At 58.4% G+C, this 13,376-nt stretch carries 17 protein-coding genes; 8 read left to right on the forward strand and 9 right to left on the reverse strand.

Translation table 11 applies throughout. The annotated features are described in order from the left end of the window. Positions 1–114: 114 nt before the first annotated feature. Genes B3C38_RS03010 through B3C38_RS03030 form a run of 5 tightly spaced genes read right to left on the reverse strand, consistent with a single transcriptional unit; the run spans position 115 to position 3,367 of the window. Complete coding sequence (locus B3C38_RS03010; RefSeq protein ID WP_286725198.1) at positions 115–1,449, reverse strand: PspC domain-containing protein; 1,335 nt, start codon at positions 1,447–1,449, stop codon at positions 115–117. Positions 1,450–1,467: 18 nt separating this feature from the next. Next, complete coding sequence (locus B3C38_RS03015; protein WP_286725200.1) at positions 1,468–2,271, reverse strand: head GIN domain-containing protein; 804 nt, start codon at positions 2,269–2,271, stop codon at positions 1,468–1,470. Between the two features lie 27 nt (positions 2,272–2,298). Beyond that, entirely contained in the window at positions 2,299–2,628 is a 330-nt protein-coding gene (locus B3C38_RS03020) for a PadR family transcriptional regulator (protein WP_022331804.1), read from the reverse strand. A gap of 6 nt (positions 2,629–2,634) precedes the next feature. After that, positions 2,635–2,844 (reverse strand): PspC domain-containing protein, encoded by a 210-nt coding sequence (locus B3C38_RS03025; RefSeq protein WP_018696608.1) that lies wholly within the window; start codon positions 2,842–2,844, stop codon positions 2,635–2,637. A 4-nt stretch (positions 2,845–2,848) separates the two neighbouring features. Then, positions 2,849–3,367 (reverse strand): PspC domain-containing protein, encoded by a 519-nt coding sequence (locus B3C38_RS03030; protein WP_022331805.1) that lies wholly within the window; start codon positions 3,365–3,367, stop codon positions 2,849–2,851. A gap of 246 nt (positions 3,368–3,613) precedes the next feature. Between B3C38_RS03030 and B3C38_RS03035 the strand changes: the two genes are divergently transcribed. Genes B3C38_RS03035 through B3C38_RS03055 form a run of 5 tightly spaced genes read left to right on the forward strand, consistent with a single transcriptional unit; the run spans position 3,614 to position 6,865 of the window. Beyond that, positions 3,614–4,132 (forward strand): RNA polymerase sigma factor, encoded by a 519-nt coding sequence (locus B3C38_RS03035; RefSeq protein ID WP_022331806.1) that lies wholly within the window; start codon positions 3,614–3,616, stop codon positions 4,130–4,132. Next, the gene (locus B3C38_RS03040) at positions 4,107–4,541 is read left to right on the forward strand and encodes a hypothetical protein (RefSeq protein ID WP_022331807.1); all 435 of its coding nucleotides are present in this window, start codon (positions 4,107–4,109) and stop codon (positions 4,539–4,541) included. The genes B3C38_RS03035 and B3C38_RS03040 overlap by 26 nt, the downstream gene beginning before the upstream one ends. 11 nt (positions 4,542–4,552) lie before the next feature. Beyond that, positions 4,553–5,449, forward strand: coding sequence for a hypothetical protein (locus B3C38_RS03045; protein ID WP_022331808.1), 897 nt, complete (start codon positions 4,553–4,555; stop codon positions 5,447–5,449). 19 nt (positions 5,450–5,468) lie between these two features. Continuing rightward, positions 5,469–6,362 carry a hypothetical protein gene (locus B3C38_RS03050; RefSeq protein ID WP_217733887.1) on the forward strand — a complete coding sequence of 298 codons (894 nt, stop codon included), beginning with the start codon at positions 5,469–5,471 and terminating at the stop codon, positions 6,360–6,362. Between the two features lie 17 nt (positions 6,363–6,379). Then, the gene (locus tag B3C38_RS03055; protein WP_022331810.1) at positions 6,380–6,865 is read left to right on the forward strand and encodes a DUF4252 domain-containing protein; all 486 of its coding nucleotides are present in this window, start codon (positions 6,380–6,382) and stop codon (positions 6,863–6,865) included. Between the two features lie 25 nt (positions 6,866–6,890). Here the strand turns inward: B3C38_RS03055 and B3C38_RS03060 are convergent, their stop codons facing one another. The 4 genes from B3C38_RS03060 to B3C38_RS03075 form a co-directional block, all read right to left on the reverse strand. Further along, positions 6,891–7,112 (reverse strand): hypothetical protein, encoded by a 222-nt coding sequence (locus tag B3C38_RS03060; RefSeq protein WP_022331811.1) that lies wholly within the window; start codon positions 7,110–7,112, stop codon positions 6,891–6,893. Positions 7,113–7,340: 228 nt separating this feature from the next. Further along, positions 7,341–8,084 (reverse strand): succinate dehydrogenase/fumarate reductase iron-sulfur subunit, encoded by a 744-nt coding sequence (locus B3C38_RS03065; protein ID WP_055202393.1) that lies wholly within the window; start codon positions 8,082–8,084, stop codon positions 7,341–7,343. A gap of 39 nt (positions 8,085–8,123) precedes the next feature. Further along, entirely contained in the window at positions 8,124–10,070 is a 1,947-nt protein-coding gene (locus tag B3C38_RS03070) for a fumarate reductase/succinate dehydrogenase flavoprotein subunit (protein WP_055202395.1), read from the reverse strand. A gap of 33 nt (positions 10,071–10,103) precedes the next feature. Then, complete coding sequence (locus B3C38_RS03075) at positions 10,104–10,808, reverse strand: succinate dehydrogenase/fumarate reductase cytochrome b subunit b558 family (RefSeq protein ID WP_022333058.1); 705 nt, start codon at positions 10,806–10,808, stop codon at positions 10,104–10,106. A gap of 118 nt (positions 10,809–10,926) precedes the next feature. Here B3C38_RS03075 and B3C38_RS03080 point away from each other — a divergent pair, with 118 nt between their 5' ends. The 3 genes from B3C38_RS03080 to B3C38_RS03090 are packed head-to-tail and all read left to right on the forward strand — an operon-like array spanning position 10,927 to position 12,982. Continuing rightward, positions 10,927–11,463 carry a 5-formyltetrahydrofolate cyclo-ligase gene (locus B3C38_RS03080; RefSeq protein WP_117508211.1) on the forward strand — a complete coding sequence of 179 codons (537 nt, stop codon included), beginning with the start codon at positions 10,927–10,929 and terminating at the stop codon, positions 11,461–11,463. A gap of 5 nt (positions 11,464–11,468) precedes the next feature. Further along, a complete protein-coding gene (locus B3C38_RS03085) occupies positions 11,469–12,188 on the forward strand; it encodes a DUF169 domain-containing protein (RefSeq protein WP_022333056.1) in 720 nt (239 codons plus the stop codon). After that, positions 12,185–12,982 (forward strand): patatin-like phospholipase family protein, encoded by a 798-nt coding sequence (locus B3C38_RS03090; RefSeq protein WP_286725210.1) that lies wholly within the window; start codon positions 12,185–12,187, stop codon positions 12,980–12,982. Before B3C38_RS03085 ends, B3C38_RS03090 begins: the two co-directional genes overlap by 4 nt. The last annotated feature ends 394 nt before the right edge of the window (positions 12,983–13,376 follow it).

Below are 13,376 nucleotides of genomic sequence, written 5' to 3' on the forward strand. Positions count from 1 at the left end.
CAAAATCCCTCAAAGGTAGTAATTATTTTAAATTTTTCAAAAAAACGAGGGCGCTACCCGTGGGTGCGCCCTGCGTTCCGAAAAAACTTTTTATTTTACCTAACGCCTGTGGCCTTATTCGGTCTGCTGCCCCTGCGCAGTAGTGTCTGCGTCCGCCTCTGCGGCTGCCTGCGTGCTCTGGCCGGCCTTTTCTGAGGAAGCCTTGCGGCTTTTCCCCACCTTCACCCGATTGCCGTCGGCCTTCACTTCCAGCCCGGCCTTGTCTTTGTCGATCGTAATGTCGATCGATTTGTTCGGGATACTGATGTGCAGTGTCTTCTGGCCGTCTTCGATGACGTTCTGGCTTTCGTACTCCTTGAGCAGCTTTTGTACCGTCGTCGTGTCGTTGTCGATCACCACTTCGGTGTTGAGCACCTGTTCGATCACGTTACGCTTGGCGCGGAACCGGTCGCCTACATCCTCGCGGATGGCGATGCAGGCGCATGCGATGAAACTTGCGAGCCACAGCAGGAAGATGACCAGCACGGCCGTGCCTCCGGGCTTGCGCGAAGCGATGAGGCACATCAGTACATAAATGAGCAGTATGACGGGAATCAGTACAATAAATATGCCGAGAATAGGTACCCACAGCGTCATGCCCAGCGGGAAGAAAGGCGAGAGTATGCCTCCGCCGCCCACGACCAGGGCGAACAGCCCGATAATCAGGGCGCAGGCCCCCATGATAAGCCCGAATACGAGCAGCCCCGCGAAAAGCTTGAGCAGGATCAGCACCACTTTGCCGAAGACCGAGACGGCCTCCGCCACGATCGGCTTGGCCCTGACGTCGGGATCGCAGCCCGCGGTGGCTTCGGTGGTCTCGCGGATCGACTGTGCGGTGATTTTTTCGCCGTTCATTTCGAGCTTCTGGCGTGCCGTGCGTGCCGCCGGTACGGCGAACCACATGATAACGTAGCAGATGACGAAGATGCCGAACAGGTTGCCCATCATCGGTTCCGTCCAGTCCATGAACGGAATCCAGTGCAGGAAGCTCAGCAGGATCGGCAGGAACATGCCCAGCCGGATCCATACGGGATCGACGTCGAAGTACTTGCCGATGCCGGCGCATACGCCGCCCAGTTTGGCGTTCTCCGTGTCGCGGTAAAGGCGGCGCGGGATACGCGGCTCTTCGGTGGCTTTTTTGTCCGAACTCTCCTCGGAGATGTCCTCGACCGAGCCCATCTGGTGGATGATATTCAGGATCAGGGGTTTCTCGACCACGCGGGTGTTGTCCTGCGTCGTGAGGATCAGCTCGGCTATGCGGGCTTCGATGTCGGCGACGATCTCGGCTCCGTCGGGCGTATCCTTGTAGGTCTTTTTCAGACTGTCGAGATAGTTCTCCAGCTCCTGGTAGGCATCGGCGTCCATCGTGAACGCTACGCCCGATATGCTGCATTTTTTAACCTCTTTCATAGTTGTGCCGTTGGGGGATTATTTCCTGCTTACGCTGCCGCCGCTCGATTTGCTGATGCTGGTCTGGCAGTCGCCCGTGTAACGGATCGAACTGCCGCTCGAAGCCTCGGCGCGGAGTTTGTCCGTGCAGTTGACCGTAGCTTTGGCAGCGCTCGAGGTGTCGACGCTGCAGTCGGCGACCGTGAATTCGGCGGCCGAAAGTTTTGCGGCCGAGCTCATGTCGATGCTGCATTTGTCGGCGGAGCCCTTCAGGGTGATCTTCGATGCGCTCGATGCCTCTACCGTGCAGGTGCCGGTTTCGATGGCGGCGTCGATGTTCGAGGCGCTCGATGCGGCCACTGTGCAGGAGGTCGATTTCACGGCCGCGTCGATCCTGGCGGCACTCGATGCGTCGATCGAGAATTTGTCGGCCGTCAGCGTGACCTCGCTCGTGATCCGTGCGGCGCTCGATGCGTCGAGTGCGCGGATGCGCCCGTTGGCCGGGACGGTGACGGTCACGTCGGCGTTCGATACGTTGTTGACCGACTTGTCGATGGTCGCCGTCAGGCGTCCGCCCTTGGCCTCCACCACTACGTATTCCATAATGTTGTCGTCGGCTTCGATCGTGATTTTGCCGGTCGCCTTGCCGGTGATGACGACCTTCACGGCGCGTGCCGCATCCACACGGTCGAAATCCGGGGCGTCGATGGTGCGCGTGACGATGTTGCCGCTGCCTTTGATGCCCTTGCCGAAGAGTACCGACGGGGCTGCGATGCAGACGAAATATGTGGTGGCGGTGATCATGGTGCCCAGCAGGACTGCGATCAAAAGTATTCTTTTCATGGTTGTAATTATTTAAGGGTTGATTTTTTATTTTCCGTGGCGAATGACCTGTATCTGGCCTACGAGTTCGTCCCAGGCTTCGTCGAGCGTTTTAAGATATTCACGCCCCTTGTCGGTCAGCGTGTAGTATTTGCGGGGCGGCCCCTGCGGGGATTCTTCCCAACGGTAAGTCAGGAGCCCCGAATTTTTCTGCCGTGTGAGGATCGGGTACAGCGTACCCTCGACCACGATCATCTCGGCCTCTTTGAGTTCGGCGATGATCTTCGGAGCATACGAATCTTCGCGGGAAAGGATGGCGAGGATGCAATACTCCAGGATTCCCTTGCGCATCTGCGCTTTTACGTTGTCTTCAGCCATAATGCTTTATTCGGTTAATCGCTTCGGAGCCTTCGGTACGATCAGCCAGAGGATGATGTATACCCAGAGCGAAAGCCCGCCGAAGAGTATGAGGATGAGAGTTGCGATGCGTATGAGCGACGGGTCGAGCCCGAAGAAGTCGGCCAGTCCGCCGCAGACGCCAGCGATGATGCCGTCGCGTACCCGGTACAGTTTTTTTGTTTTGTCCGTTGCCATGGTTTTATCGGTTTTTACGGTTAATATTGAATTTCGGGGCGGGTTGTTCGGGGATGATGATCCAGAGGATGATGTAAGCCCAGATCGAAAGCCCGCCGAAGATTATCAGGAACAGCATGAGGAGCCGCATGACCGTAGCATCTACATGGAAGAAGTCGGCCAGCCCTCCGCAGATGCCGGCGATCGAGCGGTCGGTGCGCGAGCGGTAGAGCTTGCGGGTTTCCGGCTCGGCTTCCTCGTCCTCCTGCCGGGCGGTGTTGCCGCGGCGCTCGCCGAAGTCCGAGGGTGCCCCCATTCGATGCATCGCCGTGCGCACCGTGTCGAGGGTGATGACGCGCATCGGAGAGGAGACGATCTCGCGGAATATCTCGGCAATGCGTACCTCGATGTCGCCCATGGTTTCGGTGTCGTATTCGGGCAGGCGGCTGCGTATGTCGTCAAGATAACTCCTGAGTACACGGTAAGCATCTTCGTCGAGGGTGAAAGCCTGCGAGCCGATATTTACGTTTACTGTCTCTTTCATAGTCGTAGAGGTATTTTAGGGTTAATATTTCCGGTTTACTACTACTTTGGTATTGCAAATATAATACATATTTTAGTATTATGCAATACAAAGTACTAAATTTCTTCAAAAAATCTGCATTTTTTTGCCATACCTATATTATAGGAGCTCCGGCATGGGATCGGAAAGGCTTCTATTGAGGAAAAAATTACGATATTTACCGATCCGGTGTTGCGTTTTGCCCGGCTGCTTCGTCTTACAAATACAATGAAGGAATTCGAATTCACCCGTTACGTTGTGCCGCTCCGCGACCGTATGTTCCGTTATGCACAAAGCCTGCTGCTTTGCGCCGACGAGGCCGAGGACGTGACGCACGACCTGCTGGAGCGGTTGTGGACGGAGCGGGGGCGGCTCGACGGTTGCCGTGACATCGCTTCCTTCGTGATGGCAGCCGTGCGCAACCGTTGTTACGATTGCCTGCGCCGGCGGCGGGCGGACGGGCGCCGCAACAATGCTGTGGCAGGATGGGCGGAGCGTGCGACGACGGGGGATGCCGAAGGGTGGGAAGCGCGTGACCTGGTGCGCCGTGCGATGGCGGAGTTGCCCGGGCGGCAGCGCGAGGTGTTGTACCTGAAGGACATCGAGGGTTATCCGACCCGTGAGATTGCCGGCATGGTGGCTTGCGACGAAGCCCAGGTGCGCGTGATCCTCTCCCGCGCCCGCAATGCACTGAGGGGAATACTGAAAAAAATGATGGACGATGAAAGAGCGGAAAGAACGGATTGAGAAGTTGTTGGAGCGCTATTTCGAGGCGCGGACGACCGATGCCGAAGAGCAGGAACTGAAGGCTTATTTCCGGGAGGGGGAAACGGATCCCGGTTTGCGCTATGCCCGGGCGATGTTCTGCGGCATGGACGGACTTGCCGGGGAATGCCTGCCCGAGCGGGTGCAGGCCTTCGGGCATAGACCCGGCAGGAAGCGGAGGTTCCTGCGCCTGTGCGGGATCGCGGCAGCGGCCGTCGTGGCGCTCGGCCTTTTTCTGTGCGTGGAGTACATGCGCCGCCCCTATTGTTACATCGACGGGCAAGCGGTCTACGACAAGGACGTCGCCATGCGGACGACGGTCTATTTGCAGGGTTTTTCCGAGTTCGCCGACCCTGAGCATCTGGTCGAAGAATTGATTGTGAACGATTAAAATGATATGTCATGAAGAAACTGTTTGTTTTTGCGGGGGTATTGCTCCTGGCCTTTTCACCCGTTGCGGCGCAGAACGCCGACTCGGTTCGTTTCCGCCGTGCCGACGGGAAACCCGTGACCATCGAAACCGTCGACCGCGACTCGCTGGGTATCGACACGCTGCGGCGTATCGACACGGTCGACAACGGCCTGGTGACCCTGCGCGACGGGGGACGCGACGGCAGCATGGTGCTCGAAGTCGCCGGCTTCGGCCTCCGGCTGGGGCATACCCCGATGCAGAAGATGGAGGTGAAATCGCCCCGGGTTTGGCTCAACCTGCTCAGCGATATGGAGTTCGGTTTCACGCAGTTGACCGGGGTCGATTACTCCGGCTATGCCCCCGGTGAGGCGGGGTTCCTCGACCAGCGACTCGGCCCGTCGTTTCATTTCAGTTTTTCGGTCATGCAGATATGCCTGTCGCTGAACCGGAGCCGGACGCTCAGCCTCGGCCTCGGCCTGCAATACACGCTCGACAACATTCGCCTTGCCGATTCGGGAATCACCCTTGGCAACATCGGCGGACGCCTCGTGCCGGTAGCTCTGGACGAACCGGCCGACAAGTCGAAGGCGGTCACCTCCTCGCTCGGTATTCCCGTGCGGTTGATCTACGAGCCTGTGAAACGCCTCCGGATCACGGCCGTCGCCTATTCCGATTTCATGCTGGGGGCGGATGCCATCTATAAAAAACCGAAGGAGAAGCACAGTTTGTCCGGATTCCGGGCATACCAGTTCGGCCTGGGTGCGTCGGTCGCATACCGCGGGTTCGGCCTTTATGCCCGTTACGGTATCACGCCGCTGTTCAAGCACGATGCCGGCCCCGACTGCCATACGGTCTCGTTCGGGTTTGCCTATTCGCTCTCGCTGTAAAACCTGAAACGGAATGGCTATGAAAAGATTATTATTGGCACTTATTCTGCTTTTGCCTTGGCTGGTATCGGCGCAGACCGAAGGTGAACTCCGTGTGCAGCGGGGAGGAACCTGCGAACGGCCCGTTATGGCGATGAACCGCGATTCACTGGGGCTCGATACGTTGCGGAGGATCGATACGGTGGGCAACGACCTGATGGCACTGCGCGGAGCAGACCGCGAGGGCAATGTCATACTCGAGGTGGCCGGGTTCGGGATTACACTGGGGCGTGCCCCGGAACCGGAGTACGCCGATGTGGTGACCCGGTCGGGGCGTGTGAAACTCTATCTGTTCAACTGTGGTGAATTCGGGTTCTCGCAACTGGTTGGGGTCGATTACGACGGTTATGCCCCCGAAGAGAAGGGTTTTCTCGACCAGAAGCTGGGGAGTTCGATCCATGTCGCAGCCTCGGTTTTACAGGTGCAGGTTGCTCTGAACCGCAACCGTACACTCTATTTTGCCACAGATTTGAATTTTGCCGTGGATAATTACCGGCTTTCCGATGCGCAAATCCGCCTTGGGTACGAACATGGACGCCTCCTGCCCGTGGCGCTGGACGAACCGGCCGACAAATCGAAGTTCGTCACTTCGTCGCTCGGTATTCCTCTGAGGCTTATTTACAAGCCTTTCAGGAATTTTCAGGTGTCGGCCATCGCGTATTCCGACTTCGGGATCGAGCTGACTTCACTGCATAAAAAGCCGAAGGTGCAGTACGAGCTTTCGGGATTGCGGACATATCAGTTCGGTGTGGGCGGTTCGGTTTCCTATAGCGGTGTCGGTGTTTTCGTCCGTTACGGTGTGACGCCCCTTTTCAAGAAGGGGGGCGGCCCCGAGTGCCATACGCTGAGTTTCGGCATTTCGCTGCTCATGTAATTATAATCACGGAATCCATGAAACGATTGTTATTGATATTTGCCCTTTGCCTCTTCCTGCCGCGGTCTGTATCGGCGCAGAGCAGCTCCGTGGACAATTTCTTCCGGCGGTACGATGCCTCCGAAGGATTTACCAGCGTGCTGCTGGAGCAGAAGATGATGCAGATGATGAGCCGTCAGGCCGCGCAAAGGGGGGATAAAGGACTTGCCGTATTACTGAAGGACATTGAGTATATCCGTATCATTGCTCTCAAAGGCGGGGACAGCGGGATGCTGGTGCGCGATGCCGAGGCCGCCGTCGCCGCCGACCGGAAATTCCAGCCCGTCACCTCCGGTACGGAGGACGGGCAGACCACGAAGTTCTATATCCGGGAAACGGCCCTGTCGGTCAAGTCAGAGCTGGTGATGATTACCTACGGTGCGAAGGAAACCGTTGTGGTGAACATCTACGGCGAGTTCGACCTCAAGCAGGTGGCGCGGCTTTCGTCGATCCGCCCGCAATAAAGGCTGGGGCTTCGCCGGCTCCGTTTTACTCCCCGCCCGGATCGTTCCGGTGCCCTTCTTCGTCATAGATCGGCCTGTCGCCCTCTTCGGTCTCCCGGACGGCACCCGGGATCCTGTCCGCCAGCGGGATCTCGGTTTCCACGAGATTTTCGTCGATCAGGGTTTCGTCGCGTTCGTCGCCTGCGAACCCGTTGTTTTCGGTGGAGATGACGGTGCGGTCGGTCGGAAATTCTACAATTCTTTCCATGGCATTGCGGTTTTGTATTTCATCCGTCGCCGCAAAAATGGTACCGTCTGCCTTCCCGCGTCCGGCATTGGCGCGAGACGACGGCCGGGTATGGCCGGGGCGCATATTGAGAACCGGAAGCGGAGTTTGCATAACGATACAATAAAAAAGGGGAGGGACAATGCAGTCCCTCCCCTTTGTCTGCCCGGCATTTCCGCAAAGCGGGGAAAGCCGGTCGCATATGTCCGTTTAGTCTTCGAATTTTGCCGAGAGGAATTCGCGGTTCAGGCGTGCGATGTGCGCGATGGAGATCGACTTGGGGCACTCGGCTTGGCAGGCACCCGTGTTGGTGCAGTTGCCGAAGCCCAGTTCGTCCATCTTGGCGACCATCGCCTTGGCGCGGCGTGCACCCTCCACGCGGCCCTGCGGCAGCTTGGCGAGCGACGATACGCGGGCAGCGACGAAAAGCATGGCCGAACCGTTCTTGCAGGTCGCGGCGCAGGCTCCGCAGCCTACGCATGCGGCGGCGTCCATCGACTCGTCGGCGTCGGCCTTCGGAATCGGAATGGCGTTGCCGTCGGGCACCGAGTTGGTGCGTACCGAGATGAAACCTCCCGCCTGCAGGATTTGGTCGTACGACGAACGGTTCACCACGAGGTCTTTGATGACGGGGAACGCTGCCGAGCGCCAGGGCTCGATGGTGATGGTCGCACCGTCCTTGAACTTGCGCATGTAGATCTGGCAGGTCGTGACCGCCTGGCTGGGACCGTGGGCATGGCCGTCGATGTGCAGCGAGCACATGCCGCAGATACCTTCGCGGCAGTCGTGGTCGAATGCCACGGGCTCCTTGCCCTCGTGGATGAGGTTATTGTTGAGGATGTCGAGCATCTCGAGGAACGAGGTGTCGGCCGAGATGTTTTCGACTTTGTAAGTTTCGAAACCACCCTTTGCTTTAGCGTCCTTTTGACGCCATATCTTTAATGTAAAATTCATAATTTCAATTTGTTATTAAAGTGTTACAACGTCAAACGGTTAGTCTTTGTAGTTGCGCTGTGCGGGGTGTACGAATTCGAAGTTCAGCGGTTCTTTCGTCAGTTCGGGGGCTGCGTCCTCGCCCTTGTACTCCCATACGGCGGCATATACGAAGTGCTCGTCGTCGCGCTTGGCCTCGCCTTCCTCGGTCTGGTGCTCCGTGCGGAAGTGGCCGCCGCATGACTCCTCGCGGTTGAGTGCGTCGCGGGCCATCAGCTCGCCCAGTTCCAGGAAATCGGCCAGGCGGAGCGCCTTTTCCAACTCGACGTTGAAGTCGTTTTCCTTGCCTACGACCTTCACGTCCTTCCAGAACTCCTTGCGCAGTGCCTGGATCTCGGTGATCGCCTTTTCGAGCGACTCCTTGGTGCGGGCCATGCCGACGTTCTCCCACATGATGTGGCCGAGTTTCTTGTGAATATCGTCCACCGATTGCTTGCCGCCTATCGAGAGCAGTTTGGCGATCTTCTCCTTGACTTCCTTCTCAGCCTGGTCGAAGGCCTTGGTGTCGGTCTTCACCTTCGGAGCCTGGATCTTGTGCGAGAGGTAGTCGCCGATGGTGTAGGGCAGTACGAAATAACCGTCGGCCAGACCCTGCATCAGCGCCGAGGCGCCGAGGCGGTTGGCACCGTGGTCGGAGAAGTTGGCCTCGCCGATGGCATACAGGCCGGGGATGGTGGTCATCAGGTTGTAGTCGACCCAGATGCCGCCCATGGTATAGTGCACGGCGGGGAAGATCTGCATCGGCTGCTCGTAGGGGCTCACGTCGGTGATCTCCTCGTACATGTCGAACAGGTTGCCGTAGCGCTGCTTGATGATATCCTTGCCCAGACGCTCGATGGCGGTCTTGAAGTCGAGGAATACGGCCAGCCCCGTTTCGTTCACGCCGAAGCCTGCGTCGCAGCGCTCCTTGGCGGCACGCGAAGCCACGTCGCGCGGCACGAGGTTACCGAAGGCCGGGTAACGGCGCTCCAGGTAGTAGTCGCGGTCTTCCTCGGCGATGTCCGACGGTTTCTTGGCACCCGAGCGGATGGCCTTCACGTCTTCGAGTTTCTTGGGAACCCAGATACGGCCGTCGTTGCGCAGCGACTCCGACATGAGCGTCAGCTTCGACTGCTGATCGCCGTGTACGGGGATGCAGGTCGGGTGGATTTGCGTGAAGCAGGGGTTGGCGAAGCCGGCGCCCTTGCGGTAGCACTGGAATGCAGCCGAACCGTTCGATGCCATGGCGTTGGTCGAAAGGAAGAATACGTTGCCGTATCCGCCCGTGGCGATCACCACGGCGTGTGCGCCGTGGCGCTCGATCTCACCGGTGACGAGGTTGCGGGCGATGATACCCTTTGCCTCGCCGTCCTCGATGACGATGTCGAGCATTTCATGGCGCGGATAGCTTTTCACCGTGCCGGCTGCGATTTCCTTGTTGAGTACCGAATAAGCGCCCAGCAGGAGCTGCTGGCCCGTCTGGCCGCGGGCGTAGAACGTACGTGATACCTGTGCGCCGCCGAACGAGCGGTTGGCCAGCAGGCCGCCGTATTCGCGTGCGAAAGGTACGCCCTGGGCCACGCACTGGTCGATGATGAGGTTGGAAACCTCGGCCAGGCGGTATACGTTGGCTTCGCGTGCGCGGTAGTCGCCGCCCTTGATCGTATCGTAGAACAGGCGGTATACCGAGTCGTTGTCGTTCTGGTAGTTCTTCGCAGCGTTGATACCGCCCTGTGCGGCGATCGAGTGCGCGCGGCGGGGCGAATCCTGGATGCAGAATATTTTTACGTTATATCCGAGTTCACCGAGCGAAGCGGCTGCGGAAGCACCGCCCAGGCCGGTTCCGACGATGATGATGTCGAGCTTGCGCTTGTTCGCGGGGCTTACGACCTTGATAGCTGCCTTGTGGTTGCTCCATTTTTCTGCGAGAGCGCCGGCAGGGATTTTAGCATCTAATTTAAAAGCCATATCTGTTGTGTGTTTATTGTTCTGGATAATCGGTTAGCAGGCGCCTGCGCAGCAGGGGCAGATGCTCTTGATGAAGTAAACCACCACGACGGCGGCAAAGCCGAGGAAGATGATCGTCGCTACGATATTGGCGATGCATTTCAGGCGGGGATACCACGTGTCGTTGGCCCAGCCTACCGTCTGGAACATCGACCATACGCCGTGCGTGAGGTGGAACCAGAGGGCGAAGAACCACACGAGGTAGATCACCACGTAATACCACTGCGAGAAGGTGTAGGCGATCAGCGAAGCGCCGTCGGCTGCGCCGAAGCCCAGCGAATTCTCATGGCCGCCCATGATTTCGACGAGCTGCATTTTAGCCCAGAAATTGAACAGGTGGAGTGCCAGGCCGCCCAGGATGATGAAGCCCAGTACGAGCATGTTTTTCGAAGCCCATTTGACGCCCGGTTCCACGACCGTTACGGCGTAGCGCTGCGAACCGCGTGCCTTGCGGTTTTCGAGCGTCAGGATGACGGCGTAGATGAAGTGGATGACCACGCCTGCCGCCAGTACGAGCGTACCGGCCAGCGCGTACCAGTTGGCCCCCAGCAGTGCGCAGATCATGTTGTAAGCCTCGGGCGAGATGATCGCCACAATGTTCATGGACATGTGGAAGAGGATAAAGAGCACGAGGAAGCACCCCGTTACGCTCATCACCAACTTCTTGCCGAGCGAGGAATTAGATAAAAAACAGCTCATAATGATTTAAATTTGTTTATATTTGTTAAAGTTTTGTGTTCCCGGACGCAAAGATAGCCATTGTTTGCAGAATAACAATAGAAACGGCCGGGAATTTTATGCCGAAAAGGAGGGTTTTATGACTAAAAAAGAGCTGCGTGCAGCGATGAAAAAACAGAACCTGTCCCTCTCCCCCGAAGAACGTGCGGCGGCATCCGGGCGGATCTTCCGCCGGGTAGCGGAATCGGGGCCTTTCGGGACAGCGCGGTGCGTGGCGTTTTTCTGTGCCCTGCCCGACGAACCCGCGACGGAGGAGGCGCTTGCCCGGTGGGGCTCCGCCAGGCGGATCGTCGTCCCCCGGGTCGGGGGCGACGCGATGCGGTTCTTCGATTACGTACCCGGGGCACTCCGTGCGGGGGCCTTCGGGATCGCCGAACCGGACGGGGACGCAATGCCGTGCGAACCGTCCGAAATAGATTTGATCGTCGTTCCTGGAACGGCATTTACGCAAGCCGGTGCCCGCATGGGCCGCGGCCGCGGGTTTTATGACAAATACCTCTCGCAGCCCGGGTTCCGGGGCGTGAAGGTCGGGGTCTGCTACGCCCACCAGCTGGTCGGGGCACTGCCCGTCGAACCGCACGACGTATTTATGGATTATGTAATTACAAACGGATGAATGCCATGCAGACAGGAGAATTTGTCGCCGCTTTCCGCGAGGCTTTCGGCCCGGTGCCGGAGCTGCCCCTGCTGTTTCGCTATACGGACGAACCGCTGCGCCCCGCCGCAAAGGCGGGCGGGTGTTTTTTCAAGGCGTTGGCCGAGGCGCGTGACGGGCGGCCCGTGGGGCTCAACGCCTCGAATATCGGTTGCGGGGGCGGCAAGTTCTATACGGGTTTCAGCCCCATGCCGGAATTCGTCCCGCAGTTCGTCTCGCTCAAGGAGCGTTATAAGCAGACGCCCGAAATGGTGCTGGACTTCATCGCTGCGCTCGACCTGCGGCCGGGGCCGAAGGCGTGGCTCGAGTTCGTGCGTGTGGATGCGGCGGGGACGTTCGACGGGGCGGAAGGCGTGCTATTCTTCGCTACGCCAGACGTCTTGGCGGGGCTCGTGACATGGGCCGGGTTCGACAACGACGCCCCGGATGCCGTTGCGGCGCCGTTCGGCTCGGGATGCAGTACCGTGGTGTCGCAGGCCGTGCGGGAAAACCGTAACGGCGGCCGCAGGTGTTTCCTGGGGCTGTTCGATCCTTCGGTGCGCCCGTGGGTCGGTGCGGACGAATTGTGTTTCGTTATTCCGATGTCGCGTTTTGCCGGGATGTGCGGCACGATGCGTGCAAGCTGTCTGTTCGGAACCCATGCGTGGGATAAAGTCCGGGAGCGGATAAACAAGATGAATTTATGAAAAAAAGAAGGGCTGCGCTGGTGCTTGCGGGCGGCGGCGCGCGTGGTGTTGCCCATATCGGGGCGATCGAGGAGTTGGAGAGTCAGGGATTCGAGGTGCATGCTGTGGCCGGCACTTCGATGGGGGCGTTGGTCGGGGGCATGTATGCCTCGGGGCATCTCGAACCCTTCAAGGAGTGGATGTATACGCTCGACAAGTATAAGGTTTTCGGGCTGGTCGATTTTGCGCTGAGCACCGAGGGACTCGTCAAGGGCGACCGCGTGATGCGGGCCATGAAGGAGCTGGTGCCCGACGTGAAGATCGAGAAGATGCCGCTGCCGTTCGCCGCGGTTGCCGCCGACCTGCTGACGGGGCGCGAAGTCGTGCTCGACAGGGGAGGCTTGTACGATGCCATCCGGGCGTCTATCTCCATCCCGTCGGTATTCCGTCCCGTACGCCGGGGGAACCAGGTGCTGGTCGACGGCGGTACGGTCAATCCGCTGCCGTTGAACCGGGTGCGCCGTGAACCGGGCGACGTCCTGGTCGCCGTGGATGTGAGCGCCCCGTTCTCGGAGGAGATGGCCGTCCGCAACAAGGCTTCGCTGAACTATTATAAGGTGATTACCGCATCGTCGGAGATCATGCAGCAGCATATCGCACGCCTGATGTGCAAGCTTTACAAGCCCGACCTGCTGATAGAGATGCCTGCCGACCGTTTCGGGATTTTTGAATTCTACCGCGCCCGGGAAATTGTCGAGGCCGGCCGCATGGCGACGCGTGCCGTACTGGAGCGTAGCCTCGTCGAAGCGGGATAGACTGGGGGCGAGGAAAATCGGATGGGCTATGGCATGATTTTTGTTTAAAAAGATTGCGACGGCCCGTGATTTTGAAGAATTCAAAAGTAGTGACGCAACTTCACACAGATTTGAGGGGCCGTCGCAATATTTAAACGCAAAAACATCCGGGGCGGGGAAATAAGTTCGTCCCCTGAGAAATGCTTTCGTAATCTCTATATTGCAAAGATAAATAAAGTTTCCGATAAACCAATGTCATTGCCCGATTATGGTATGGGTGCGCCTAAAATATGGAAAGGGAGGGTGCGTTTGTTGCCGCAGGCTGTCTTTTTTGCGTACTCCAAGTGCCTTTATGCCCGGTTCGGCAGAATTTTCGGGCGTCCTGATAAGAAAAACCCGGCCTGAAAAGGCCGGG

The organism is Alistipes sp. UBA1686 (assembly GCF_002320215.1).
Classification (GTDB): Bacteria; Bacteroidota; Bacteroidia; order Bacteroidales; family Rikenellaceae; genus Alistipes; species Alistipes onderdonkii.